The sequence below is a fragment of the Novosphingobium oxfordense genome, from assembly GCF_044029435.1.
In the GTDB taxonomy this organism is placed as follows: Bacteria; Pseudomonadota; Alphaproteobacteria; order Sphingomonadales; family Sphingomonadaceae; genus Novosphingobium.
Genome location: NZ_CP147008.1, coordinates 465,363 through 490,000 on the forward strand (window position 1 = coordinate 465,363; position 24,638 = coordinate 490,000).

The window sequence follows — 24,638 nt, forward strand, 5'->3', positions numbered from 1 at the left end:
ATACTTGGCCGCCCGCGTGCGGGGCTCCCGACGCCCCGCACACGCGACATTTCACCAGCGCCGTTCGATCATTGCGCGCACATCGCGGGTAAAAGCTTCAAGGCTCGCTGGCACGGTGTAAGCCATGTGTCCGCCCCGATAGGCAAAGGTCTTGACGCGATCCTTGGGCCACTGGGCCTCGTTGACGAGCAGTTCCATCGCACCGACCGTCGTTTCGGTGTCCGTCCAGCCATTGGCGACCATCAGGCGGAACCTCGGGTTCTTGTCCATCAGATCCGAGATCGGTCGCTTGTAAGGCCAGTCCCCAAACGGCGACTTGTTCACGCCCCAGTCCCAGCCATTGAGGCCGCCTGGGAACATGTAGCCGGGAAGATAGCTACCGACGCTACCGGCCTTCAGATCGGCGGCGAGATATTGCGCGAAGTTGGCCTCGTAAGCCTTCGTCACAAGGTCGAACGGATCCTCACCGCCGGCAGGCTTGCGGTAGCGCGCATCGTAAGCGTTGAGCGTGTAGCCGGGCAGCAGCGTCTTGAGGTATTCCGCCTTGGTGATGCGCAGCTTATGCGCAAGATACCAGTCGGCTCCGAGCCCCGTGAATTCCGCAAGCTTGGCCGCGACTTCGCGCTGGCGTGCTTCGGGAGCCGATCCGCCAAGATAAAGCGCCGGCAGGTATTCTTCCATCGCGAACGCCTTCGCATCGGCCATGAAGCGTGCGAAATCGCGGCCCTTTGCATCCGCCTTGCCTTGTTCCCAGGCGATCGCGGCAAGAGTTTGCAATGAAACCGCATAGCTCGTGAGGTTGGCGGGGCGCTGCGCATATTCGATGATGTTGACCGCTTGCCCAAGCAGGACGATGCCATCGACTGCGACACCCGCCTGAAGGAGCTGCCCGGCCGCCTCGGGCGCGCGCATCGTGCCATAGCTCTCGCCGACGAGATAGATCGGCGCTCCCAGTCGATCATGCGTCTTGCACCATTGCAGGACCATCTGCGCCAGCTGGCGCGAATCCGCGACATTGGACGCTTGGGTCGCGGGAGACGTGCCTGGAGCAAAACGGCTGAAGCCCGTGCCTGCTGGATCGAAGAACACAAGGTCCGCCTCGTCCAACAGGGTATTGGGATTGTCCACCAGCTTGAAGCTCGTGGCCGGCGCATGGATATCCTCCGGGATAGAGACGCGCTTCGGCCCGAATGCCCCCATGTGCAGGGTCGAGGAGGAAACGATTGGACCGCCGTTGAACACGAACAGGACCGGACGCTGCTTGTCGGCCTTCTTCGCAATGTAGGAGATCGCCACAAGGCGGGCCGCCGGCGTACCGTCCGCAGCCGAAGTGTCGAAACGTTCGACGACAGCCGAATAGGCGATCTTGCGACCATTGAAGACGCCCGTATGCGCGGTGACGATCGGAGCGGACAGGTCAACCTGAGCCGGAACGGGCAGCGCAGCGCTTTCCGCAGCGCACACCGGGCCCACAAGCGGCAGGGCAGAAGCCATCAAGAGAACGGCGGCGAGTTTCTTCATGGCTGTCTACCCTTCGAAGCGGTTCGAATGAATTCCTTGAGATCGCTGGCCATCTGGATCCCCGCATCACCCACATAGGCCATGTGGCCGGACCAGTAGCTTTTCTGGACTACGCGATCGGTCGGCAGGTGGCGCTGGGCGATGCCGTACTTGGCGTTGCCGACGGCGCCGAACATGTCGAACCAGCCCTGGATCGACATCAGGCGCAGGTCGGGATTGCGCCGCATCGCCGCTGCTAGATCGGCACCGGAATCCTCGCCTGGCAGCGGATCGCCCTTCGGGGTCGTCCCCGGACGCTGGAACGGGAAGTTCACGTTGACGAAATCAATATTCACGTAGTCGTCGTCGATATCGATACCGAGATCGTCGCGAACATAGGAGTTGAATGCGCCGACGAACGCGGCGGTATACTGGCCCATGGCCCCATCGTCTGCGACCGGATCGCCAAGCGAGTTCTGCGCGGGCAGCACATAGCGTGAATCGTAGAAGCCGACGTTCTCACCCTTGTCCTTGAGCACTTCGGTCGCGTAATCGCTGGGCATCACCCGCAAGCCCTTGGCGAGCAGGTAGTCGGTCTTGAGACCGGTGAAGCTTGCGTCCGCCTTGGCAAGCCGGGCCCTCTCCGCCGCGTCCAGATGATCCCAGCGGTCGAGCGCAGGAACGAGGTCGTTCTGCGCGAAAGCATCGGCCTCGCCGATGAAGCTGTCGAAGTCCCGCCCCGTCTTGTCGACCAGTCCGTGATACCAGGCGGTTGCCGCCATCGTGGTGAAAGTGGTCAGGAACTTGGCATTGCCCTCGGGCCGCGACAGCCCACCGTCGCCGCCCACGAGAATGACGCCGTTGAGCGAAATGCCCTTGAGCGAACCGTCGAGCACACCGCCCATCAACCGGCGCGAGAGCAGCGCCGCACGGGTCGTGCCGTAGCTTTCGCCAAGCACGAAGCGCGGGCTGTTCCAGCGATGGTGCTTGCGCAGCCATATCTCGATGAACCGCACGACAGAAGCCGCATCCTGCTCGGTGCCGTAGAAATCGGCCGGACCACCCTCTCCCCAATAACGACTAAAACCGGTGCCGATGGGATCGATGAAAACAAGGTCGGCCTCGGCCAGCACGCTGTCCGGATTCTCGACCGTTCTGAAAGGCGGCACCTGCGCGGGATTGACGTCGTTGAACGCGGCCTTCCTCGGCCCGAGGACGCCCATATGAAGCCAGATCGAAGCCGAACCCGGGCCGCCGTTGAAGATGAACATGACCGGGCGCTGGCTTCCGGCAGGCATGTCCTTCATGTAGCTGAACGAGAAGATCGAACCTTTGGGCGTGCCGAGCGCGTCTGGGATCGCCGTGTCCTCGGCCACGACGGTATATTTCATCGACTGACCGGCGAAATTACCCGATCGCTTGGCCACAAACCGCCGCAAGGGCATTGCCGGGCGGCGCGCCTCGGGCGCGGCATGCCATTGGGCCGTGCTGGGGGGCAGTGGCGGAATGGTCTGGACCGGGCTGTCTTGTTTGCCCTCGTCCTGCTTTCCGTTGTCCTCGGCAGCAGCTGTCGCCAGCGGCACCAGCAGCGCGACGCACCCGGCCAGCGCCGACCCGAGTATCTGCTTGCTCTTCAATTTGGCCCCCACATCGCTGTTCGGATCGCGGATCCCCTGTGACAGAATGGAACCTAGTCACAATCGAGCGACCAACATCTTCCTAATTTCAGCGATCCGGCATGCGATTGTGCATAGGTTATGCGCTGAGCAGCAACGGCAGAAATGGAAACCGGGGACCGGATCAGACCTTGATCGGCAAAGCCGTTGTATATTTGACCGTCCGCAGCGCGAAGTTGGAAGAGGCGCCCGCCACCGAGGGATGCTTGAGCAAGCTGTTCATGAGGAAGGATTCGTAGGCTGCCACGTCTTCGGTGACGATCTGCATCAGATAGTCCCAGTCGCCCGACATGGAGTGGCATTCCATGACGCGTGGCTCGGCCCGCACCATGGACTCGAAAGCCTCGACGCTTTCGGTGGTGTGGCTCTTGAGGCGTGCGTGACACATCACCTGGACGGTCTGGCCAAGGCTTAATGGCTGGGCAAGCCGCACCGTCTCCCGCAGGACGCCCTGATCCTCAAGCTGTCTCACCCGCCGCCAGCATGACGGCGCAGTGCTCCCAACACGCTCGGCCAATTGCGAATTGCTGAGCGATCCGTCTTTCTGAAGCTCCGCGACGATTCTCCGATCAAGCGCATCCATCGCGAATAAACCTCTCGAAAACTGCCTTTGAGTGAAACGCTCATTACAGAATAAGCATCAAACACGGGCCATTTGAACAACATTCGCGTCGGTTATCTGAGACAATGCACCGATGGCAAGTCGCGCTTTCACAGCGCGGCAACCTGCCAGTGCCGAATTCGCTCTCCGCCATGTCGAAGGCCGGGCAATCGCTCCAAGAAAGCCTCGATGCGCACTCACCGGGAAGGAAATGCGTTGACCGCCATACTCGAAGCCACTCGGCCCCCCGTTTTTTCCGCGCTCGAACCGCAACCGGCCGATGCGCTGCTTGGCCTCATCAAAGCGTTTCGCGACGATCCGCGAGCCGGCAAGATCGACCTCGGGGTCGGAGTGTTCCGCGACGGGGTCGGCAATACCCCGGTAATGGCGTCGGTGAAGTTGGCAGAACAGCAATTGCTGCGCGATCAGGCGACGAAGAGCTACCTCGGCCCCGAGGGCGACCAAGGCTACGTCGATCTTCTCGCCCATCTGGTCTTCGGCCCGCAGCTCGCGCTCTCGTCCGCGTTGACGGGCGTGCAGACACCGGGGGGCACGGGCGCACTGTGCCTGGGCGCCGAGCTGATCGCCAGGGCGCGTCCCGGAGCCACGGTCTGGGTCGGCGCGCCGACCTGGCCAAACCATCTTCCGATCTTCCAGCGGGCGAGACTCAGGACGCGCCTTACCCGTTTCTACGACCAGGAGCGGTCTACCCCCGACATTGACGGCATGCTTGAGGACCTCGGCACCGCGCAACCGGGCGACGTGATCCTGCTCCACGGTTGCTGCCACAATCCCACCGGCGCGGCGCCCGACGCGAACGATTGGCACCGCATTCGGGATTTCTGCGCCGAGCGCGGCCTGCTACCTTTCATCGACCTGGCCTATCAAGGATTGGGCGATGGGCTGGAAGAAGATGCAGCCGCGACGCGCCAGATCGTCGCGCAATTTCCCGAAGCCATGATCGCCTACAGTTGCGACAAGAATTTCGGCCTCTATCGGGAGCGTGTCGGCGCATTCTGGATCAAAGGCGCCTCGGCGGAGGATGCGGCCCTCGCCCGCGCCAACGTTCTCGCCATCGCGCGCGAGATCTGGTCGATGCCGCCCGATCACGGCGCGGCAATCGTTCGGATCATCCTGGCCTCCGATGCTCTTCGCTCCGCATGGCAGTCCGAACTGAGCGAGATGCGCGGGCGCATCAATGAGCTGCGGACGGCCCTTGCCAGCGCACATCCGGGCCTCGCTTCGATCGGCCAGCAGCGTGGTATGTTCGCCCTCTTGCCGGTCGCCGCAGGTGTGCCGGCGCTGCTGCGCGAAAAGCACGGGATCTACATGGCGGGCAACGGCCGCATCAATATCGCCGGCCTCAACCGGGAAACCATTCCGGGCTTTGTCGCAGGTATCGCCCCTTACCTCAAATGACAGCCGGGCTGGCCCGAAAAGAGACGATCTCCGGCCGCACATCGCCCGCATCGGGACAATTTGTTGGGAGATTTTCAATGCCATTCTGGACCGTCGACGAAACCCATGCACCGGATCTTGAAAGCTGGGTCGAAACCGCGAACGGACACACGGACTTTCCGATCCAGAACCTGCCTTACGGCGTCGTTTCAATCGATGGCACCGCGCGGATCGGTGTTGCGATCGGCGACATGGTGCTCGACCTTGCGGGATGCGCGCGCAGCGGCCTGCTTCCCGATCGATGCGTCCCAGCCTGTCAGGATACGACGCTCAACCGCCTGCTCGGCCTTCCCGCCGCCGATCGCCGTATTTTGCGTTCGCGATTGAGTGAACTTCTGTCCGACCCTCGCCATCGTCCGGAAGTCGAGGCTCATCTTCGGCCGGCTGCCGAGGGCATGGTCCAGCTTCCGATGACGATCGGCGACTACACGGACTTCTATGTCGGCATCCATCATGCCAACAACGTCGGTCGCCAGTTCCGCCCGGACAATCCGCTGCTCCCGAATTACAAGTACGTGCCGATCGGATATCACGGCAGGGCCTCGACGATCAGGCCGACCGGCATCCCCGTGCGGCGCCCCTGCGGCCAACAGAAAGCCCCCGACGCCACCGCGCCCGTATTCGCACCCAGCAAGCGCCTCGACTACGAGCTTGAGCTTGGCGTCTGGATCGGCTCCGGAAATCGGCTGGGAGAGCCCATCGCCATCGGCACCGCGCATGAGCATATTGCTGGTTTCAGCCTGCTCAACGACTGGTCCGCGCGCGATTTGCAGGCTTGGGAGTATCAGCCGCTCGGCCCGTTCCTGGCCAAGAACTTTCACACGACAGTGTCTCCCTGGATCGTGACCAGCGAAGCGCTCGCGCCGTTTCGGATTCCCCAGCCTGCGCGGCCGGACGGAGACCCAGCGCCGCTCGACTACCTGGCGGACGAGCAGGACCAGACCCATGGCGCGCTGTCGATCCGCCTGGAAGTGCTGATCTCCAGCAGACGGATGCGGGAAATGGGTATGCCGGCCCACAAGCTGAGTTCGGGCCCAGCCAGCAACATGTACTGGACTGTCCAGCAGATCGTTGCCCACCATGCCTCGAACGGTTGCGCCCTCCAATCGGGTGACCTTCTTGGTACAGGCACGATCTCCGCGCCGACCCGCGACGGGTTCGGCAGCCTTCTGGAACTCACCGTCGGCGGCAAGGAGCCGATCACCTTGCCGACTGGCGAGAAGCGCTGCTTCCTGGAAGATGGGGACGAACTGGAACTGCGCGGAACGGCATATGCTCCCGGATATGTCCCAATCGGCTTTGGTGAATGCAGCGCCCGCATTCTGTCTGCCCCGGCCATCCCGTGAAGCGCGACGATATCGATATCGACGAGACTGTCCTCGCCGATGCGACCGACGGACTCGCGTCGGACATCGGCTCGCGCAAAATTTATGCGCAAATGGGCTCCGCACGCCGTCCATTAGGAATGTAATTCCCGATCTGCCGTGTTTCTATTCCGGTCCAGAAATCACGGTATAACGTGCCACTCACGGTATCCCCATGCGATCGGGCGCTTCACTCAAGAAAGCAGCCCGACGCATTCGGGTCGCACCGGAGCCGGGCGTCTGATCGACGCTGCCCTTCCGCTTCTACGGATCAGGGCAGCACATGATCAGGCGCCCGGACACTCCGATAAAGCGCATCGAAGTCACAGGCTCAAGACAGCCGACATGACCATAAACGGGCCCTTACCGCGTAGGCCGGTCGTCCAGTGGCGCGCGGAAGCCTCAGGATATTCCATGTCCGCAACGGGCCGTTTTGCAACCTTGAGGGCATTGATTTTGCGAGAACCCGATGAAATTGGAAAAGCAATTCGCACGGTTATCGGACAATCATGCGGCGGATCATGCATGCGGGCCGCATGATCGAGGCAAATCTGCCAATCGGCCCGGACAGCCAGGGGCCGCGCGAATGATGTTGGACTGCGAAACGAGCCGCGATGGAATGCGATATCTCGGCTCGCTGCTGCTTGCGGCTTGCATCCCCGGCCAAGCGCTGGCCGCTCCGCAAACGCCTTCCCCCAAGCTCGATATCGAACTTGCCCCCATCGCCGATGCCACAGGCGCGATCTCGAAGCTCGATGTCAAACTGCGCTTCGATACGCCCCCTAGCACCGGCGATCTTGCAGCGATGGCCGTTTCCGCCAACACCGTCGAGACGTCCGCAAATGCGATCGATGGATTGACGTTCAGCGACACATCTGGCCCGCTTGCGGTCAAGGCGCATGACGACGCGCGTGACGGAGACAACCTCGAACGCCGCTGGCAACCACTGCGTCCGGTCGTCGGCCAGGTCACGGTGGCCTATCGCGTCCGGATCGATCCGGGCCAAAGCGAACTCGCCAAGCCCCAGTATGAACTGCGCGCGGCGGACGGGGCCCTCTCTGGCGCCGGCAATTCGTTCCTCGTCCTTCCCGCCGATGAGGTTGCGCGAAACGTGTCCGTCAATTGGAACCTAGGCCAGGCCGGTGCTGGAGCCAAGGCTGCATCCAGTCTCGGGCCAGCAGCCAGCGGACGGGCGGTTTTGTCCTCCCATCCGCTTGTCCCGGCCGAGGTCGCAAGCAGCTACTTCATGGCGGGAACCATCGGCGCCTATGCCAAGGACAACTTTTTCGGAGCCTGGCAGGGACACTTTGCGTTCGACGGCACGGAATTGATGGATTGGGCCTCTCGCCTCCAGTCGTTCTATGGCGATTTCTTTGACCAGCGGCCCGCCAGCTTCGGCGTCTTTGCAAGAACCAACCGGCTCAACCCCGGCAGCGGCATCGGCCTGACCGATAGCTTCGCCTTCACATTCGGTGACAAAACCCCGATCGGCGACCTGGAAAGCCTATTGGCGCATGAAATGGTCCACGCCTTCATCAATTCTCTCGACAATTCGATGGATGCCGCGGGCGGCCTTTCCATGTCGTGGTTCGGTGAAGGGCTTGCGGTGTACTACCAGCGCACCCTTCCCTACCGTGCGGGCCTCATATCCCGGCAAGCCTTCCTGGACGACCTCAACGAGACCGCCGCCCGATACTACACCAACGCTCTAATCGGCACTCCGAACGACCGCATTGCCGAAGGATTCTGGAAAGATACGCGCGTTCGCGTGCTGCCCTACGATCGCGGATCGCTCTATTTCGCCACTGTCGATAGTGAAATCCGCCGAGCGTCGGGCGGCCAGCGCTCGCTCGACGATCTCGTGCGCCGGATGCTGGCGGAACGGCGAGCCGGCCATCCCATGAACCTCGCCCTGTGGAGAGACCTGCTACGCTCCGAACTCGGCGAGAAGGGGCTGACCGAGTTCGACGGCATGCTCGCAGGCAAGACCGTGTCGGTGCCATCGAACGCATTCGGCCCATGTTTCGAACGAGTCACGAAGCAGCTGAGGCGCTTCGATCTTGGCTTCGATCCACTGGTTCTGGTTTCTGCGGATCGCAGAGTGGCGGGCCTCAAGCCCGGATCCACGGCCGCTGCGGCAGGCCTGCAAAACGGCGACCGCATCCTCAACAGGTTCCCTCAAGACGCCTTGCAGGGCAACCAATCGGCCACTCTCACGCTTGAGATTGAAAGGAGTGGTCAGCAGATTGCCCTGACCTATCTACCGCGCGGCGAGGAAGTTCCGGCTTTCCAATGGCAGGATAAGAGCTGCCAATCCAATGTTAAATAGCGCGATTATTCCGTACAGCGGACCAACGAAAGATGCTGTGGCAACAAATCAGTGATCAAAACTTAATAGGTTTTTTGTCACGGGTTTGCAGTTTCGCACGAAATCATGAGGGATGATTACCTCGCCAATCCACGTAGGCAACGATCGCGTCGACGACGGTTGCACAATAGACGTCGAACTCAGCCTGGATGAAGTCCCCCTTCCCCACAGCATCCAGGTATCGCCCTGAGATGCCATAGACAAAGAGCTGGGCCAGCGAATGCCAGTCCACGCCAGACTGCCCCTGCATGCCGGCCGCACGCTCCATCTCGTCAGCAAGCGTTTTTACGTAGCCGGCAAGGGCCACCCGATCGCACCGGTTCTTCAGGTCCGGGTCGATCCGTGATGCCGTTGCCATCAACCGATCGAGATGGTGATAGTCGGTCCAGCCGAAGACTTCGACGAGCCTGCGCGCATATTCCTTGAGGCGTGGTTCAAGCTCGCTCGGCAGGAGATGGTTCGTGGCACTGGCACGCCTATCCATCTGTTCCAGCAAATCGTCTATGACGGCCGCGATCAAAGCATCCTTGCTGATGAAGCGAGCATAGAGCGTGCCTTTCGAAACCCCAGCCGCAGCAGCAACGACATCCATGCTGGCGACATCCGCCCCGGCTTCCAAAAACAGGTCCCGTGCCGCCTTCAGGATAACCTGATCGATTTCGGCGGCGCGGGCCGCAGTTGGGCGGCCCGCGCGTCCTTTTGCGGCCGCCTTCGCACGGCCCGAAGGCGAATTCCCGGTCCGATGGGTCAATGCGATGCCAAGCCCCTTGTCATCCGGCCGGGCAAGCCTTGCGATCTGCCACAGCCCAGCCAAGCGCGGTCTCCAGCAGAGTGACATATTCGGGCTGGCTATAGGTTTCCGGCCGATGACCGATCGCCGAATAGAAAATCCGCCCTTTCCCGATGCAGTTCGTCCAGGCCAGCGGATGATCCCCCATGCGCAGATCGACGTTCATCGGGCCGACCGGATTGTAGGTGCTTTCATCCAGGCTCAGGACGACTTTAGCGCCGGCTTTGCGCGGGTTCGTACTGAACGAGTACCATTCATCGGTCATCCGCCATTCCGCCGGAAGTCCGACCGCGAGCGTATTGGCCTTGTCGACCGAAATGCGCGCCTCCTGGAACTGGGGGGACATCGGATGTCCCTCAAACCGCGCGCCGATCAGCTTGTCGGCATACCAGTCCCAGAAATAGGATGGGTCGCCCGCGCTTCCATGCACGCCGACAAAACCGCCGCCGCTCTCCAGAAACTGGCGAAAGGCCGCCCGTTGCGACAGCGTAAGCACATCCCCGCTCACGTTGTTCCAGACGAGCGCATCGAATTGCTTCAGGGTCGTGGGATTGATGGCGCCGGCCTTATCCGTGGTGACGAGGTCCCAGCCCTTGCGCCGCGCCATATCGACAAATGCGACATGGGCGGCATTGACCGACGGCTCATCCTTGAAGCCGTTGATCTTCTCGAACAGGAGGATGTGCGGCTTCCCCGGCTGAAGCGTGAGGGCCGGCACGTCGTTGTCGTATCTTGCGCAGCGCGCCAGCCGATCTGCATCGGTTACGGGCAGCTTGCGCAACCGGGCGTCGATATCGGGCAGCGCTTCGGCTTTCAGCCCCGTAAACATCGATGCCGAACGCAGAGTGAGGATCGCTGCGAAAGTCGGCGGCGTTGTGCCCACGAAACGGGGCGGCCCCTTGTCGAAAGACTTTCCAGTCGCCGTCTCGACTATAGCTTTCGCCGAAGGGCTCAGGAGAATATCGATGAGCGGCGAATCTACTGAGAATGGAGCGTCTCGCAGCGGGCAATCCGTTACCGGCTTCGCAGCCGCCGGCATACTCACCAGCCCGCCGATCGTCAGCGAAAGCACCGCAATCAACGGCCAACGCGACTTGCGCATCAGATTACCCCCTCTTTGAGAAACTGCACTGCATGGTCTGCGGCGCGGGCGGAAAGTGCCATGTAGGTAAGCGATGGGTTCTGGCAGCCCGAAGACGACATCGCGGCGCCGTCCGTACAGAACAGGTTCGGCACTTCATGCGCCTGGTTGTACTGATTAAGCACGGAGGTCTTGGGATCCTTGCCCATTCGCGCCGTTCCCATCTCGTGGATGCCAAGGCCGGGAGTGCCGGGATCGGTGGTCTGCGAGACGACCATGCCGCCGGCAGCCTCGATCATTGCCTTGCCATCCGCCAGGATTTGCGCGGTCATGGCCCTCTCGTTGGCACCTTGCTCGCATTCGATATGCGGGATCGCCATGCCCCACTTATCCTTGCGAGTAGTATTCAACGTCACCCGGTTGTCGGGATTGGGCAGCATCTCGCCAAAGCCGGAAATGAACGCAAGCCAGGGACCGATCTTGCGGGCAGCAGCCTTCAGCTCGGTGCCGATCACGCCGGGCTGCATGCCGATGGTCCGTCCCCCCAGCCGCGATATCCCGCCCTGAAAACCATAGCCCCGAACGTAGCCGTCACCCTGTTCGCTGAAATTGCGGTAGCGGGGGATGTAGATGCCGGTGGGCCGTCTTCCCTTGTAGTAACTGTCCTTGGGTCCCGGGAAGAGGCCGATTGTCGACAGCGAATAGAGATGGTCCATCAGGTTGCGGCCGACCTGATCTGAACCGTTGGCAAGGCCGCGTGGATTGGCATCGTTTGCCGAATTGAGCAGAATGACGGCCGATGCGATCGTCGAGGCATTGAGGAAGATGACCTTCGCCTCGTAAGTCTTGCCCACCCTGGTGTTCTGGTCGATCACGCGGACCCCGGTGGCCTTGCCGGTCTTGGGGTCCTGCACGATCGAATGGACGATCGCATCGGTGATGAGGGTGAGGTTGCCCGTGCGCTGTGCCGCAGGAAGCGATGAGGTCAGCGTTGAGTGCATCGCCCCAAAGCTGCATCCGCGATCGCAGATCGAGCGATTTTGACAGGAGTTACGGCCGAGTTCTTCATGCCAGGGCTGCGCGACCGACAAGTTGGCATTGCGCCCGATGATCACCTTTCGCCCTTCGAACTTCGCCTCGACGGCCGCCTTGAACTGCTTCTCGGCGTCGTTCATTTCCCAACCGGGCAGGAATTCACCATCGGGAAGTTGGGGCAACCCTTCCTTCGTGCCCGCCACGCCGATGAACTTTTCGACGTGGTCGTACCAGGGCTTGAGATCGTCGTAGCGGATGGGCCAGTCGCAGCCGTGCCCGTCCTTCGCGTTCGCCTCGAAGTCGATGTCCGAAAGGCGATAGGCCTGCCGCCCCCACATGATGGATCGCCCGCCGACATGGTAGCCGCGGATCCAGCTGAAGGGCTTTCCTTCCGGGGTCGAATAGGGGTGATCGCTGTCCTTGACCCAGAACTTCTTCGTCGCCTCACTGAAGGCATAGCACTGGCTTTGGACGTAATAGTCGTTCAGGGCCTCGTCCTCGGGCACCATGTTGTTGTTGGGAAACTCCCACGGCATCAGGCTGTCGGTATAGTCCGTGCCCGGATCCACGTTATTGCCTCTTTCGAGCATGAGGACCTTGAGCCCACGCTCGCAAAGTTCCTTGGCGGCAATGCCACCGCTCATGCCGGAACCGATAACGATCGCATCAAACATCTATCGATCTCCGTTTAGAGCAGGCCCGGACTACCGTATGGGCGCGTGTCCGGTGTGATTTTGATCGATGGTTCCCACGGGCCCGGCACATGCTCGTAAACAAGCTCTTGCGTCAGCCCCACTTCGGACCCGTAGTAGAGCGAGACGATCAAGTCCTTCAGCCTGGCGTAAGAGGGATCGACGACGGAGGGCAGCGCCTTGAGAGCAGCCAGACCGGTCAGCTTTTGCTTGCTCGGCACCGGCTTGAGCGCGGCGATATCGTAAGTTTTCAGGAATGCCGTCCGTTCATCGGGGGACAGCGCGGCAAAGCCTTTGCCCCCGGCCTGTCTGGCGCCGCGATCGATGGCCTCTATCGCGCCGATCAGCGCCTCTCGGCTTTCTGCGGATGCCCAGTTCTGAAGCAAGCCATGGAAAAGTGCAGGGACGCCCGCACCGACGGCACCCGGCGTGTCGGTCGCGGGCACCAATGTGTCGCAGACAGCCTCCAGCACACTGGAATTCGCCGCAGACAAGGCCGTCCCGCCCTTGAGAGCCGCGCCAAACACTTCGGCCGGAACGATACTGGCGCCGACCAGCAGCGCTATCCTTCCGAGCAGGAGGCGACGATCCATCGGAAATGTATCAGTCAAACTGCGTTCTCCCAACTCAACTGGACGATCCCAAAGCCTGCGGAATGGCCCTTATTGCCCAGGCAGGCGGCTTCTTTTGCAACGTCGTCTCACGGCAGGGCCTTAGCATCCCCGCATTCGCTGCCGGTTTGGCGCGCCGTCCAGGACACCGCGTTCGTAAGCAGGCGGACATATTCGGCTTGACGGAACGCCTCGGGCTGATGGCCCAGCGCCGAGTAGAGCGCTCTGCCTTTCCCGACGCAATGCCACCAGACAACGGGATGATCCGTGCCCATGCGCAGATCCTTCCCGAACATGCCTTCGGGATTGTAGGTGCGCTCATCGACCGTCATCAGGACATGATATCCTTTCAGGCGAGGTGATGCGGCGAAGGAGTACCACTCCTCGTTATGCTTCCAACTTGGCGGCAAGCCGGCCAGCACCGGACTGGCGCGATCTTCGAGATTGACGGTCGCGGTCTGAAACTGGGGAGACATCGTGTGCATCGTGAACGTCGCACCGATCAGATTATCGGCGTACCAAGGCCAGGCCTCATGCGAATTGTCCCCTGCGGCATGGAGCCCGAGGAACCCGCCACCGTTTTTGACGAAAGCCTCGAACGCCAATCGCTGATCCGGGGTAAAGACATCGCCGCTTACATTGTTGAACACCACGGCGTCGAAGCGGGAGAGAATGTCCGGCCGAAACGCAGCGCCGTTCTCGGTCTGGAAATAGCCCCACCCCTTGTCGTGCGCAATCTGCTGGAACAAGGAATTGGCCGCCGCAATGGCATCTGCATGGCGGAAGGCATTCGTCTTCGAAAAGACCAGGATCGCTGGCCTTGGCAAATTGGCGGGCAGTTGCGGCGGCTGCGTTTCATAGACCTTCACACCGCCCAGAAACACGCGCTGGATCGTGTCACGGTAGCGGAATGCCTGGATTGCAAGAACCGCCAGGAGCAGTCCAACGACGATGAGAATGCCGCGTAGGATTTTGCGGGCCATATGCCGCTCCCTTGATTACGAGCTGATCAGGCATTCCTGGCGTCGCGAAGCCTATGGCGGCAGCCCCCAAAGCCCCGCGCCGTTCGAAGATGGTCTAACGACCTTCGTCGAAACACGACTGTCTCGCCTGCTGCGGACTTTCTCATGGCATCTCCCATCGGCGCTCTTGCGGCGCTCGTCGCTTCGCTCGAAATTTATTCGAACCAGCAAGTTCGATTAAGCCGATCCGCAGAGACGCGGTCAACGCTTTGTTGCGACGGCAAGACGACGATCGCCTTGATCGCGGCCAGCGACCCAAGATTTCCGCCAGTTTCGCTGTGAGATTGCAGAAGCAAAAACCGAAAAACATCGCTTGAGCGAAGTAAATCACACATTTGGACCACCGGCGACGTTAGGGAATGGCACTCCAGTGCTGCAAGTGGCTGGGCCGTTAAGGCAGGTTCATGTCAGCCGAAAGCGAGTCTTGTCAGAAGCCTAGGTTCGCGCCGCTGCCATGGAACGGTGTATGTGACACATGCCCCCTCTGCCGCCCTCCAGTTTCCCCGACTAACCAGCCATACCAAGGCCAATTTGGGCTATGCAAAGCAGCTGCCGTGCATTCATCGATCAATGAACGAGGCCGAACGCCTAGGCGCCGTACACTGCCGTCCAACAATAGACCTTCGTGGCCCTCCGAAGACCGCGGTCCGTTCTCAACATCACCATTGCGAGCCGATGGGCAATAAGTAGGCCGTTTCGAGGCCGCCATGACCAGCATTTTAGCGTAGCCCGTCGCTCTCCCCGAGCCGGAAACGACCGGGCGCATATATTTGCTCGGCGGACCAATTTGCGCGAAAAATCATTATTGACAAGTCTGTCAATAATCCTCATCTCAATGGCTATGGCAAGACCACGCGAATTTGATCGGGATACGGCACTCCAGAAGGCAATCGGCGTTTTCTGGCAAAAAGGGTTTGCTGCGACTTCAACAGACGATCTCAAAGACGCGATGGGTATTGGACGCCAGAGCCTCTACAACGCCTTCGGCGACAAACGTCAGCTCTACGTTGAAGCGCTGCGCACCTATCAGCGCTGGTCAACGAGCGAACATATACGCCGGCTCGATACACCAGCGTCACCTGTTGCCGGGATCGAGGATCTTCTAGTCGGCCTCATTGCCGAGGACGATGACCGCAGGGTACTTGGCTGCATGGGCGTTGGATCCGTCAATGAATTCGGAGCCTCCGACACGGAGCTTAACGCCCTTCGTGAAGTAGTCGCGCCGATATTGCAGGAGAAGGTGCGGGCACGCATCCTGGAAGGCCAGCGTGCCGGTGAGATAGATGACACGCTCGACGCGGATGAAGCCGCCAGTTTCGTCCAAATGACGATGACTGGCCTGCAGACGGCGGCCCGGGCCGGCGGGAGTCTTGAAGACCTGCACCGCCTGGCGCGTTTTTGCGTGGATAGGCTCAAAGCGAAATAGTGTTTCACCGTCCGTTTGCGTGAACTGACTTCGTATGCCGAAGCGCGCCGTTTTGCGGCGCATTATGGACTGTTTTGTCAATAATAGGAGAAGACGTTATGGATAATGATCTGAAGAAGATTGCGCTGGTGTTCGGCGGCTCTCGCGGCATTGGCGCCGCAACGGTCGTGCGCTTGGCGAAGGACGGTTACAAGGTGGCCTTCACATACGCCTCGCGCGAGGACAAGGCGAACGAGGTGGTAGCCAGCGTCGAAGCCGCCGGCGGTGAGGTGATTGCCATCAAAGCTGACAGCTCGAACGCCGGTCAAATCGAGGTTGCGGTTGAGCAGGCTGTCGCCAAATTCGGCAGCATCGACGCACTCGTCGTTAACGCGGGTATTTTCTCGATGGGCACTGTCGATACGGTCCCTGTCGAGCAACTCGACCAGATGATCGACGTCAATGTGCGCGGTGTGTTCCTCGCCATCCAGGCGACCGCCCCCCACATCAACGACGGAGGCCGGGTAATCACTGTCGGCAGCAACGTCGCAATTCGGACAGGTTTCGCGGGCACGAGCGTGTACCAGTTCACCAAGGGCGCTGTCGCAGCGATGGTAAAGGGGATCGCGCTCGACCTCGCCCCGCGTTCGATCACCGTGAACAACGTTCAGCCTGGCCCGACCGATACCGATATCAACACTGGCGCCCTCGAGTTTCTGGCCGACAAGACCCCACTGAAGCGCGTCGCAAAACCGTCGGAAATTGCCGGGCTGATCGCCTATATCGCCAGCGAAGAGGCCGGCTACATGACCGGTTCCAGCATCACGATCGATGGCGGTTTCACCCTCTGACCACCACAGATCCATAAAATTCGCTGCCGGGCTGAGGCTTGGCGCCATCGCGCTCCAACGTCTGGGCATCTTCGAAAATTGGGCAGTGCCGGCTTGCGTCGGTTCCGGCTATTCGGTCCTACTAGGTCGAATGGCCGGAACGGGTCGCCCCCGCTATTTCAAGGAGTTCTATTAGCGGCACGTCTTTGTGACGAACGTTCGTTGGGTGACTCCAGTCATCTTCGGTATCATGACTCGCCCATGTGGATGGCGAGCCAAACTGTCGGCTCTGCGGTATACGTCACCAAATGCGGAGTGCCGGCCGGAATCAGCAAATGATCACCGGCTGCCAGTGTCCATTTATCGGTTCCATTGAGAAGAAGCTCCGCTGCGCCTTCAAGAACCAGTACCCACTCGTCCCAATCCTGCAGATAAGGCTGATCTGGCGGCGTCACATGGCCGTGCGATACGATACGTTCGATGCGAATGCCCGGTCGACACAGCAAATCCTCAAACTGTTCATTCTCCGCGGATTCGGCTTCTACAACGAAGAGATTCTGAGGAGGCGCCGATTCTGGGGGTGATTGATGTGCCATAATCCAGAGTATGCCCACGAGCATTTAAGTTGAAAAGGCGAGGATTATCCCCCCTACTCCAAGAAATTCCGGGAGTCTGGGCAATCATCGCCCCCTCGAAACGAGGCCTTATCCATTCCCGGTCAAACCCTGAACTGATGGCCGCTACAAGCGCCGCGCTCGCGACCAGGGGGGCCGAGATGCGGGCGGACTGGGTTCAGTGTGAAAAAGCGCGCCAGCGCAGGAACGGGCCAAGCACCCGGAAGCACCGCGCGCATGCCAGAGAAATGCACGCGATGCTTCCGACCAGACGACACCGCCCGCGCATCTTGTCAGTCCGGGGGCAAAAGCGCTCCGAGCGTCTCTCCATCGGGGCCGTCGAACACGGACGCACGGCTGATGCTCAGCCACCGGGCATGGGCTTCGCGGCGTTCGGTCTCAGCGGCGTCGAATGATGCCAGCGCATCGGTGCCCAGGACCAGATGGGCGGGCACGTCATCGCGGCGAGCGAGGTCGCGAACGATCTGCGCGATGCGGGCCGGGTCGCCCACTTCGTTGCCGGCATAGGCCCTGATCCGCTCCAGCGTCGCACCAACCGTTTCGGCATAGTCCGGCAGCACGGCGCTGGAGGCGGCGTTACCCGCGATATCGGCCCAGTCCGTGCGCATTCCGCCCGGCTCCAGCGACACAATGCGAATGCCCAGATGGGCAACCTCGCCGCGCAGCACTTCGGTGAACCCGCCAACCGCCCATTTAGCAGCCTGATAGGCCGAAAGACCCGGTGTACCGACCCGCCCTCCCACGGACGAGATATTGAGGATGTGACCCGCACGGCGCTCGCGCATGTAAGGCAGCACCGCGCGCGTCATATTAACGACGCCGAACAGATTGGTTTCCACTTCGGCCCGGAAATCGGCTGAGGATTTCTGCTCGAAAGCCTCGAAATGGCCGTAGCCGGCATTGTTCACCAACACGTCGATCTGCCCGAAAGCCGCGATCGCGGCGGCGGCGGCGGTGCCCGCTCGTCCTTCATCGGTCACATCAAGCGCGAAAGGTTCGAGGCGATCGCCAAAGAGTGCCTTTAGGTCGGCAAGCTGCGCAAGATTGCGTGCGGTGGCGAGCACGTTGTCACCGCTTTCGAGCACGGCGGCAAGAATGGCGCGGCCAAGTCCACGCGCGCTTCCAGTAATGATCCAGGTCTTCTGCATGTCTGTTGCTTTCGATTGAGGAGAAGATCAGGCCGCAGGCTTGAGGATCGCGCGCGGTTCGAGAAAGGCGTCGAGACCGTAGGCCCCTATCTCGCGCCCGAGACCGGACTGGCGGAATCCCCCGAACGGCGCGCGGGGATCGTGCGGGGCGCCGTTGATCACGACACGCCCCGCAATCAGTTGCTGTGCCATGCGCAAGGCTCGGCCGTCGTCCGAGGAGAGGACATAGGCCTGAAGCCCGAAGTCGGAATCGTTGGCGATCGCAATGGCTTCGGCCTCGTCCTCATACGTGATGACGCTCAGGACCGGGCCGAAAATCTCCTCCCGGGCGATACGCATCGAGTTGGTGACTTCGGTGAAGATCGTAGGCCTTGCGAACCAGCCCCGGTCCAATCCCTCTGGCCGGCCTTCGCCGCCGGTCATCAGGCTCGCGCCTTCTTCCTGACCAAGCCGGATCCAGCTTTGCACACGCTCCCAGTGCGCGGCATTGGCGAGCGGTCCGATGCGCACGTCCGGATCGGTGGGGATGCCGACCTTGAAGCTTTCAGCGTCGCGCTTCAGGCGCGCCAGGATCTCGTCGCGGCGCGAGCGCGGCACCAGAATGCGCGATCCTGCTACGCAGGCCTGACCGCTGTTGGCAAAGCCGCTCATCAATGCCACGGGAATCGCCGCATCGAGATCGGCATCGTCGAGGATGATCGTCGGGCTCTTGCCGCCCAGTTCCAACACGAATCGCTTCATCGTCTCCAGCGCCGAACGCTGGATGATCTTCGCCGCCGGGGTCGAGCCTGTAAACGTGATCAGCGCCACATCGGGATGGGCTGTCAGCGCCGCGCCGACTTCGGGCCCGGTCCCGTTCACAACGTTGAAGACGCCCTTCGGCAGCCCCGCCTCATGCAGGCATTCGAGCAGGACCTGCGTCTGGATTGCGCTTTGTTCGGCGGGCTTGATGACAATTGTCGATCCAGAGCCGATGGCATGGGCCAGTTTGGTGGCGATGAAGCCGAAGTTGCTATTCCACGGGGTGATTGCCCCGATCACGCCGAGCGGCAGCATGGACACCGTACTGGAGCCGGCGATGCGTTCGAAGGCATAGTCCTCTACTGATGCCGCCATGACTTCAAAGATCGAGGCCGTGTTCTGCACCGAAAACCCAGTGAAATAAGTAGGCGCGCCGTATTCCTCGGTCATCGCGGCGATAAGATCGTCGGCACGAGCCTTTACGGCGTCCCGAATTCGGTAGAGCATGGCGATCCGCTCTGCCTTCGAGGTGCGGGCCATGGCCGGGAACGCCCGTTTGGCCGCCGTAATGGCGAGACGTACATCCTCGGCATCACCCAACCGGACGGAGCCGATCCTTTCTTCGGTCGCAGGGTTGTAAAGGTCGAAGCGCTGACCGCCGTGCGGCGTCACAAAGGCGCCGTCTATGTAGATCTTGTCGATATCCCGCATTGTCCATCTCCATTCGTCATCGAAGATATGGAACCTGCTGACTGTTCCGATTAGAAGGACAGTTAAGGACACGCTGATGAGGAATATCGCGCAATGGCAAAGGCTAGCCTTGCCGAACTGGAAGCATTTGCCACGGTCGCGCGTCGCGGCGGCTTTCGCGCTGCCGCGCGTGAACTGGGGGTGTCTTCCTCAGGGCTGAGCCATGCCATCGCGGCATTGGAAGAGCGCATGAACGTGCGGTTGTTCAACCGAACCACCCGCAGCGTCGCACTGACGGCGGCAGGCGCACAGTTCCTTGAGGAAATTCTCCCCGCACTCGCCGCGATCGACGGGGCGATCGAGAATGCGGGAGAACATGTGGGAGAGCCTTCGGGACTTCTGCGCCTCAACATGGCGGCGGGTGCGGCGCGGTTCGTCATGGCACCGCTGATCCGCGACTATCTGGCGCGCTATCCCCGAATGCAGGTGGAAATCGTTAGCGAAGCGGCACTCGTCGACGTGATCGGCAAGGGCTTCGACGCGGGAGTAAGATTGCGAGATAGCGTTCCGCCCGACATGATCGCCGTGCCCATCATCCCGGAGGTACGCATCGCAGTCGTCGGTTCGCCGGACTATCTGAGGGATCGGCCGGCCCCCGTCGTTCCGCGCGACCTCCTCGCCCATGAATGCATCCGTTACCGCATGGGTAGTGGGCGCATATATCACTGGGAGTTTGCGCGGGACGGCGAGCGCCAGGAACTGGACGTCCCCGGCCGCCTGATCCTCGACGACAGCGGGCTGATGCTCGATGCCGCGCTGGAGGGGATGGGACTGGGCTATCTGGCGGAGGAAACGATAGCACCGCATGTACGGGCGGGCCGTTTGACGGCGCTACTGAGGGAGTGGATGCCGGAGGAACCTCCTCTTTGTCTCTACTATCCCGGACGCCGCCACGTTCCGGCCAAGCTGCGACATTTCATCGATCTCGTCCGCAATCAAGTACGGAGCCGGACGTGAACTGCGGCTTGGTCCGCGGCAACAACAGATTAGCGTACCCACTTCACTTGGCCATCGAGAATTTGCGGCTGGGTGACCGACAAGCCGCGACGTCGTTCGAAAGGCCCGCCACGCACCCCGTGCCGGCCATTCCGGCCACCCTGTATCGTTTTCGAAAGCTGCTGGTCGCCAAAACGAAGCGCCGGCGATTGAAAGGAACGGGATTGGGACGTTTCTACAGGGAGTTCTAGAAAGCTGACTTTACAGTCCCACCATCAACCCGGATTGTTGCACCATTGATGTAGTCGGCGAACCCGCTCGAAAGATAGGTCACCGCGGCGGCAATTTCCTCAGGTCGGCCAAGCCTGCCAACGTCGTTTGGAACAATGTCGGCCACGCAGCCGCGTTCGATATCGTCCCAGGTCTGCCCCCAACCTTGCTGGGGTGCCATGCCTTCAAGAAACGTCTTTACCGCCGGAACAAGGATAGCCCCTGGCGCGACCACGTTCGATGTGACCCCCGTACCTTTCAGCCTGCGTGCCAGCGATACCGCCAGATTGTGGCGAGCGGCCAGCGACGCCTGGTAATGCGGGAGCATGGCTGTGGGCTGTTCGGCCAGTCCGCCGCCGATCTGGATGACCCGTCCCCACCCGCTCGAAACCATGGCGGGCACGATCCGCTGGATCATGCGGACGCCGGACAGGACATTCACTGCATATGCCTCGCTCCATTTGTCGGGCGTTGCTGTGTGCCAGTCATGATGATGATAGGAGCCGGCATTGTTGACGAGAATGTCTACATCGCCCTCGGCAAGCGTTTGGGCCAGAACCCGGTCGGCCCCGTCATCGGTGGCAAGGTCGCCGATTGCCACATCTGCGCGGCCGCCCGCCGCCCGAATCGCGTCCGCAACCGCGCGTGTTCGGGCCTCGTCCCGCCCATGGACGACAACGGCCGCCCCTTCCTCGGCGAGCATGTGCGCAATCGCTTCGCCAAGGCCGGATGATGCGCCGGTCACGAGGGCACGGCGGGAATTCAGATTCGTCTTCATGGAAATGTGTCCTGCCTCTTGCTGAGGACGAGGAAATGGAAGCAAAAGACTGTCTTGATTAGTCTGCTTAATCGGGATCCATCATGCGCAATAATGGGATAATCGGTCGGAACAGTCTGGGCGAGATTCATGCAGCGCTAGAGGTCGCCGGAAGAAGCAGCTTCAGAGCAGCAGCAAAGGCGCTGGGAACTTCGCCCACGGCGCTGAGCAGCACCATACGATCACTGGAGGATCGGCTTGGTGTCAGGCTGTTCAACCGCACGACGCGCAGTGTGGCACTGACGCCGGCGGGGAAAGCATTTCTGGCGCGGGTTGCTCCGGCTTTAGCGGAGATTGAGCGCGCTGCCGAAGAAGCGAACAATCAAGCTGCCGAACCATCGGGCGTGCTTCGGATCAACAGCTCCGTGACCGGGGCCTTTCAGATACTTTCATCAATCCTGGGAACGTTCCTGGAGCAATATCCGAAGATCGCCATCGAACTGACGACGGAAACGCGTCTCATCGATATCGTGAACGGGCAGTGCGATGCCGGGATAAGGATCGCGGATTCGGTGCCTGCCGACATGGTTTCGGTGCGCTTGCCCTTTGGCCTCGATTTCTGCGTAGTGGCGGCGCCAGATTACCTCGCAACCCACCCCGCCATCACTTGCCCGGCGGACCTGATGCACCATCATTGTCTCCGAGCCATGCTGCCCGGCGGGGGAATCTATCGCTGGGAGTTCGAGCGCGGAGGAGAAGCGTTCGCTCTCGATGTACCCGGGAAACTGGTGCTGGACGATCAACTGCTGCTTCTCGAAGCTGCTCGCAGGGGGCTGGGCATAGCCTATCTCGCCCGATCGGTCTGTTTAGAGGCGCTTGGGTCCGGCCGTCTGCGCAGCGTGCTGGAGGACTGGATGCCGGAGACACCGCCTCTCTCGCTCTACTACGCCCATAACCGTAACACCTCCCCGGCCTTGCGGGCTTTGGTCGACGCGGTCCGCAGCGCGACCCGAGCGGCGGACGCTGAAGCCGCCGCAGCATCTAACAGATCATAACGAGCGCTTTCGCCCATCCTTTGCCAAGTCGAAAAGACCCCGGCCGCCACAGCAGCAAAGGCAATTCATGCGCAGGCCTTGTCAAACCAATACCCGTAGAGCTTTCGGCTTCAACGCAACCCTCTCGATCATGGCGATCGTCGTGGCGACCGGCCTACCGTCAATCGCGCAGAGCCGAGCATCCGCCACCGATATTCCCGCGACCTTCATTCCGCCTGTGGTCGAGCGGGATTATCAGCGCCGGACTTACGAGATCCCAATGCGTGACGGCGTCCGGCTGCATACAGTTGCCGATTTCTATGAATATCCTGCGCGGACGCTACCGCAACGACCCCGCGCATTTCGCGAACGCCGGCATGACGATTGCGGCGCGTCGCATCGGGCCAACGCAAATGCTCGATTTTTCTGAGCTTCGATTTCGTCGGACAAAGAAAACCCCCCGGCGGCTGGTACCGAGGGGGGTGCTTGTATGTTTGAGTGTCTGGTTGCGGGGGTAGGATTTGAACCTACGACCTTCAGGTTATGAGCCTGACGAGCTACCGGGCTGCTCCACCCCGCGTCACCGTTGTGTTTGCGTTCTTGATGAACGCGAACAGGGCCCTTTTGGGGCCCTGCTTGAGGGCGTTAGCCCTTTGTCATTGTGATGGGTTTTTTTTAAGCACGCCGGCTTCAATGCCTGGCGACGTCCTACTCTTCCGGGGCTTGAGCCACAGTACCATTGGCGCTGACAGGTTTCACGGCCGAGTTCGAGATGGGATCGGGTGGGTCACTGACGCTATGGTCACCAAGCAATGGAGACGGCGTGCTGTTTTTTAATCGATGGTTCCCGTGCTGCTCCTTGTCGGAGCTGAATATCTGGCTGGATGATCGTCCGATCATCAAGACTGGCGCTGCTTTTCCCGGTTTGTGAGACTGTGTCTCACGGGTTGGCAGGGCTGTCATTGATGGTGGGATTCATCAAGCATGAACAGAGTTATTAGGACCGGTTAGCTCCATGCGTTACCGCACTTCCACACCCGGCCTATCAACGTGATGGTCTATCACGACTCGAAGATACCTAATCTTGAGGGAGGCTTCCCGCTTAGATGCTTTCAGCGGTTATCCCGTCCATGCATAGCTACCCTGCTGCGCGGCTGGCGCCACGACAGGTACACCAGAGGCATGTTCAACCCGGTCCTCTCGTACTAGGGTCAACTCCTCTCAAGTATCGACGCCCACGGCAGATAGGGACCAAACTGTCTCGCGACGTTCTGAACCCAGCTCACGTACCACTTTAATTGGCGAACAGCCAAACCCTTGGGACCTGCTCCAGCCCCAGGATGTGATGAGCCGACATCGAGGTGCCAAACGATTCCGTCGATATGAGCTCTTGGGAATCATCAGCCTGTTATCCCCGGCGTACCTTTTATCCGTTGAGCGATGGCCCTTCCACGAGGGACCACCGGATCACTATGACCGACTTTCGTCTCTGCTCAATTCGTCAATCTCGCAGTCAGGCAGGCTTATGCCATTGCACTCTTGCAGCCGGTTTCCAACCGGCCTGAGCCTACCATCGCGCGCCTCCGTTACTCTTTAGGAGGCGACCGCCCCAGTCAAACTACCCGCCACAGAGGGTCCCTGCACCGGATAACGGTGCGAGGTTAGACATCAGAACATAACAGGGTGGTATTTCACCTATGGCTCCACACCAGCTGGCGCCGGTGCTTCAAAGCCTCCCACCTATGCTACACAATTCTATCCTAATGCCACTCTGAAGCTGCAGTAAAGGTGCACGGGGTCTTTCCGTCTAACCGCGGGTACTCCGCATCTTCACGGAGAATTCAATTTCGCTGAGCATATCCTGGAGACAGTGGGGAAGTCGTTACGCCATTCGTGCAGGTCGGAACTTACCCGACAAGGAATTTCGCTACCTT

At 60.8% G+C, this 24,638-nt stretch carries 22 protein-coding genes, 1 tRNA gene and 2 rRNA genes (1 of these 25 only partly in view); 9 read left to right on the plus strand and 16 right to left on the minus strand.

Annotated elements, in window-relative coordinates:
* Positions 1-51: 51 nt before the first annotated feature.
* The 3 genes from WBP07_RS25065 to WBP07_RS25075 form a co-directional block, all read right to left on the minus strand.
* Positions 52-1,521 (minus strand): S10 family peptidase, encoded by a 1,470-nt coding sequence (locus WBP07_RS25065; RefSeq protein WP_395397799.1) that lies wholly within the window; start codon positions 1,519-1,521, stop codon positions 52-54.
* On the minus strand, positions 1,518-3,137 hold the full coding sequence (locus tag WBP07_RS25070) for a S10 family peptidase (RefSeq protein WP_395397800.1): 1,620 nt from the start codon (positions 3,135-3,137) through the stop codon (positions 1,518-1,520). The genes WBP07_RS25065 and WBP07_RS25070 overlap by 4 nt, the downstream gene beginning before the upstream one ends.
* Positions 3,138-3,300: 163 nt before the next feature.
* On the minus strand, positions 3,301-3,759 hold the full coding sequence (locus tag WBP07_RS25075) for an Lrp/AsnC family transcriptional regulator (protein ID WP_395397801.1): 459 nt from the start codon (positions 3,757-3,759) through the stop codon (positions 3,301-3,303).
* A gap of 234 nt (positions 3,760-3,993) precedes the next feature.
* Here WBP07_RS25075 and WBP07_RS25080 point away from each other — a divergent pair, with 234 nt between their 5' ends.
* From WBP07_RS25080 to WBP07_RS25090, 3 genes are all read left to right on the plus strand, one after another.
* Positions 3,994-5,196 carry an amino acid aminotransferase gene (locus WBP07_RS25080; protein ID WP_395397802.1) on the plus strand — a complete coding sequence of 401 codons (1,203 nt, stop codon included), beginning with the start codon at positions 3,994-3,996 and terminating at the stop codon, positions 5,194-5,196.
* Between the two features lie 77 nt (positions 5,197-5,273).
* Positions 5,274-6,581: a fumarylacetoacetase gene (fahA, locus tag WBP07_RS25085; RefSeq protein WP_395397803.1), complete on the plus strand. Its 1,308-nt coding sequence runs from the start codon at positions 5,274-5,276 to the stop codon at positions 6,579-6,581.
* The gene (locus WBP07_RS25090; RefSeq protein WP_395397804.1) at positions 6,578-6,706 is read left to right on the plus strand and encodes a hypothetical protein; all 129 of its coding nucleotides are present in this window, start codon (positions 6,578-6,580) and stop codon (positions 6,704-6,706) included. The genes fahA and WBP07_RS25090 overlap by 4 nt, the downstream gene beginning before the upstream one ends.
* Positions 6,707-7,095: 389 nt before the next feature.
* Here WBP07_RS25090 and WBP07_RS25095 read toward each other — a convergent pair whose 3' ends face one another.
* Positions 7,096-7,605 (minus strand): hypothetical protein, encoded by a 510-nt coding sequence (locus WBP07_RS25095; RefSeq protein ID WP_395397805.1) that lies wholly within the window; start codon positions 7,603-7,605, stop codon positions 7,096-7,098.
* 240 nt (positions 7,606-7,845) lie between these two features.
* Here WBP07_RS25095 and WBP07_RS25100 point away from each other — a divergent pair, with 240 nt between their 5' ends.
* Positions 7,846-8,928, plus strand: a complete 1,083-nt coding sequence (locus tag WBP07_RS25100; RefSeq protein ID WP_395397806.1) for a hypothetical protein — start codon at positions 7,846-7,848, stop codon at positions 8,926-8,928.
* Between the two features lie 103 nt (positions 8,929-9,031).
* On the opposite strand, the gene WBP07_RS25105 is transcribed toward WBP07_RS25100, so the two are convergent.
* From WBP07_RS25105 to WBP07_RS25125, 5 genes are all read right to left on the minus strand, one after another.
* Positions 9,032-9,781, minus strand: coding sequence for a TetR/AcrR family transcriptional regulator (locus tag WBP07_RS25105; protein WP_395397807.1), 750 nt, complete (start codon positions 9,779-9,781; stop codon positions 9,032-9,034).
* Positions 9,738-10,859 (minus strand): ThuA domain-containing protein, encoded by a 1,122-nt coding sequence (locus tag WBP07_RS25110; RefSeq protein ID WP_395397808.1) that lies wholly within the window; start codon positions 10,857-10,859, stop codon positions 9,738-9,740. Before WBP07_RS25110 ends, WBP07_RS25105 begins: the two co-directional genes overlap by 44 nt.
* Complete coding sequence (locus WBP07_RS25115) at positions 10,859-12,547, minus strand: GMC oxidoreductase (RefSeq protein ID WP_395397809.1); 1,689 nt, start codon at positions 12,545-12,547, stop codon at positions 10,859-10,861. Before WBP07_RS25115 ends, WBP07_RS25110 begins: the two co-directional genes overlap by 1 nt.
* Before the next feature lie 14 nt (positions 12,548-12,561).
* Positions 12,562-13,176, minus strand: a complete 615-nt coding sequence (locus tag WBP07_RS25120) for a gluconate 2-dehydrogenase subunit 3 family protein (RefSeq protein WP_395397810.1) — start codon at positions 13,174-13,176, stop codon at positions 12,562-12,564.
* A gap of 89 nt (positions 13,177-13,265) precedes the next feature.
* Positions 13,266-14,159 (minus strand): ThuA domain-containing protein, encoded by an 894-nt coding sequence (locus WBP07_RS25125; RefSeq protein WP_395397811.1) that lies wholly within the window; start codon positions 14,157-14,159, stop codon positions 13,266-13,268.
* 880 nt (positions 14,160-15,039) lie between these two features.
* On the opposite strand from WBP07_RS25125, the gene WBP07_RS25130 reads away from it, so the two are divergent.
* Positions 15,040-15,624, plus strand: a complete 585-nt coding sequence (locus WBP07_RS25130) for a TetR/AcrR family transcriptional regulator (RefSeq protein ID WP_395397812.1) — start codon at positions 15,040-15,042, stop codon at positions 15,622-15,624.
* 98 nt (positions 15,625-15,722) lie between these two features.
* Positions 15,723-16,454 carry an SDR family NAD(P)-dependent oxidoreductase gene (locus tag WBP07_RS25135; RefSeq protein ID WP_395397813.1) on the plus strand — a complete coding sequence of 244 codons (732 nt, stop codon included), beginning with the start codon at positions 15,723-15,725 and terminating at the stop codon, positions 16,452-16,454.
* A gap of 227 nt (positions 16,455-16,681) precedes the next feature.
* Here WBP07_RS25135 and WBP07_RS25140 read toward each other — a convergent pair whose 3' ends face one another.
* The 3 genes from WBP07_RS25140 to WBP07_RS25150 all read right to left on the minus strand — a co-directional run bounded on the left by WBP07_RS25140 (position 16,682) and on the right by WBP07_RS25150 (position 19,668).
* Positions 16,682-17,053: a cupin domain-containing protein gene (locus WBP07_RS25140; protein ID WP_395397814.1), complete on the minus strand. Its 372-nt coding sequence runs from the start codon at positions 17,051-17,053 to the stop codon at positions 16,682-16,684.
* A gap of 287 nt (positions 17,054-17,340) precedes the next feature.
* Positions 17,341-18,216 carry an SDR family NAD(P)-dependent oxidoreductase gene (locus WBP07_RS25145; RefSeq protein WP_395397815.1) on the minus strand — a complete coding sequence of 292 codons (876 nt, stop codon included), beginning with the start codon at positions 18,214-18,216 and terminating at the stop codon, positions 17,341-17,343.
* A gap of 27 nt (positions 18,217-18,243) precedes the next feature.
* Positions 18,244-19,668 (minus strand): aldehyde dehydrogenase family protein, encoded by a 1,425-nt coding sequence (locus WBP07_RS25150; RefSeq protein ID WP_395397816.1) that lies wholly within the window; start codon positions 19,666-19,668, stop codon positions 18,244-18,246.
* A gap of 93 nt (positions 19,669-19,761) precedes the next feature.
* Here WBP07_RS25150 and WBP07_RS25155 point away from each other — a divergent pair, with 93 nt between their 5' ends.
* Positions 19,762-20,664 carry a LysR family transcriptional regulator gene (locus tag WBP07_RS25155; protein ID WP_395397817.1) on the plus strand — a complete coding sequence of 301 codons (903 nt, stop codon included), beginning with the start codon at positions 19,762-19,764 and terminating at the stop codon, positions 20,662-20,664.
* A gap of 226 nt (positions 20,665-20,890) precedes the next feature.
* Here WBP07_RS25155 and WBP07_RS25160 read toward each other — a convergent pair whose 3' ends face one another.
* Positions 20,891-21,691, minus strand: a complete 801-nt coding sequence (locus WBP07_RS25160; RefSeq protein WP_395397818.1) for an SDR family NAD(P)-dependent oxidoreductase — start codon at positions 21,689-21,691, stop codon at positions 20,891-20,893.
* Positions 21,692-21,774: 83 nt separating this feature from the next.
* Here WBP07_RS25160 and WBP07_RS25165 point away from each other — a divergent pair, with 83 nt between their 5' ends.
* Complete coding sequence (locus WBP07_RS25165) at positions 21,775-22,725, plus strand: LysR family transcriptional regulator (protein ID WP_395397819.1); 951 nt, start codon at positions 21,775-21,777, stop codon at positions 22,723-22,725.
* Between the two features lie 130 nt (positions 22,726-22,855).
* Positions 22,856-23,134 (plus strand): hypothetical protein, encoded by a 279-nt coding sequence (locus WBP07_RS25170; RefSeq protein WP_395397820.1) that lies wholly within the window; start codon positions 22,856-22,858, stop codon positions 23,132-23,134.
* A 73-nt stretch (positions 23,135-23,207) separates the two neighbouring features.
* Here WBP07_RS25170 and WBP07_RS25175 read toward each other — a convergent pair.
* The 3 genes from WBP07_RS25175 to WBP07_RS25185 all read right to left on the minus strand — a co-directional run.
* Positions 23,208-23,284 (minus strand) — tRNA-Met (locus WBP07_RS25175).
* A 115-nt stretch (positions 23,285-23,399) separates the two neighbouring features.
* Positions 23,400-23,514, minus strand: a 5S ribosomal RNA gene (gene rrf / locus WBP07_RS25180).
* Positions 23,515-23,681: 167 nt separating this feature from the next.
* A 23S ribosomal RNA gene (locus WBP07_RS25185) occupies positions 23,682-24,638 on the minus strand (it continues 1,836 nt past the right edge of the window).

Bases quoted from the DNA above. Each gene is read 5' to 3' on its own strand.
- WBP07_RS25065 (WP_395397799.1), bottom strand. From the start codon at position 1,521: ATGAAGAAACTCGCCGCCGTTCTCTTGATGGCTTCTGCCCTGCCGCTT.
- WBP07_RS25075 (WP_395397801.1), bottom strand. From the start codon at position 3,759: ATGGATGCGCTTGATCGGAGAATCGTCGCGGAGCTTCAGAAAGACGGA.
- fahA (WP_395397803.1), top strand. From the start codon at position 5,274: ATGCCATTCTGGACCGTCGACGAAACCCATGCACCGGATCTTGAAAGC.
- WBP07_RS25100 (WP_395397806.1), top strand. From the start codon at position 7,846: ATGGCGGGAACCATCGGCGCCTATGCCAAGGACAACTTTTTCGGAGCC.
- WBP07_RS25110 (WP_395397808.1), bottom strand. From the start codon at position 10,859: ATGCGCAAGTCGCGTTGGCCGTTGATTGCGGTGCTTTCGCTGACGATC.
- WBP07_RS25115 (WP_395397809.1), bottom strand. From the start codon at position 12,547: ATGTTTGATGCGATCGTTATCGGTTCCGGCATGAGCGGTGGCATTGCC.
- WBP07_RS25125 (WP_395397811.1), bottom strand. From the start codon at position 14,159: ATGGCCCGCAAAATCCTACGCGGCATTCTCATCGTCGTTGGACTGCTC.
- WBP07_RS25130 (WP_395397812.1), top strand. From the start codon at position 15,040: ATGGCAAGACCACGCGAATTTGATCGGGATACGGCACTCCAGAAGGCA.
- WBP07_RS25135 (WP_395397813.1), top strand. From the start codon at position 15,723: ATGGATAATGATCTGAAGAAGATTGCGCTGGTGTTCGGCGGCTCTCGC.
- WBP07_RS25140 (WP_395397814.1), bottom strand. From the start codon at position 17,053: ATGCTCGTGGGCATACTCTGGATTATGGCACATCAATCACCCCCAGAA.
- WBP07_RS25145 (WP_395397815.1), bottom strand. From the start codon at position 18,216: ATGCAGAAGACCTGGATCATTACTGGAAGCGCGCGTGGACTTGGCCGC.
- WBP07_RS25150 (WP_395397816.1), bottom strand. From the start codon at position 19,668: ATGCGGGATATCGACAAGATCTACATAGACGGCGCCTTTGTGACGCCG.
- WBP07_RS25155 (WP_395397817.1), top strand. From the start codon at position 19,762: ATGGCAAAGGCTAGCCTTGCCGAACTGGAAGCATTTGCCACGGTCGCG.
- WBP07_RS25160 (WP_395397818.1), bottom strand. From the start codon at position 21,691: ATGAAGACGAATCTGAATTCCCGCCGTGCCCTCGTGACCGGCGCATCA.
- WBP07_RS25165 (WP_395397819.1), top strand. From the start codon at position 21,775: ATGCGCAATAATGGGATAATCGGTCGGAACAGTCTGGGCGAGATTCAT.
- WBP07_RS25170 (WP_395397820.1), top strand. From the start codon at position 22,856: ATGGCGATCGTCGTGGCGACCGGCCTACCGTCAATCGCGCAGAGCCGA.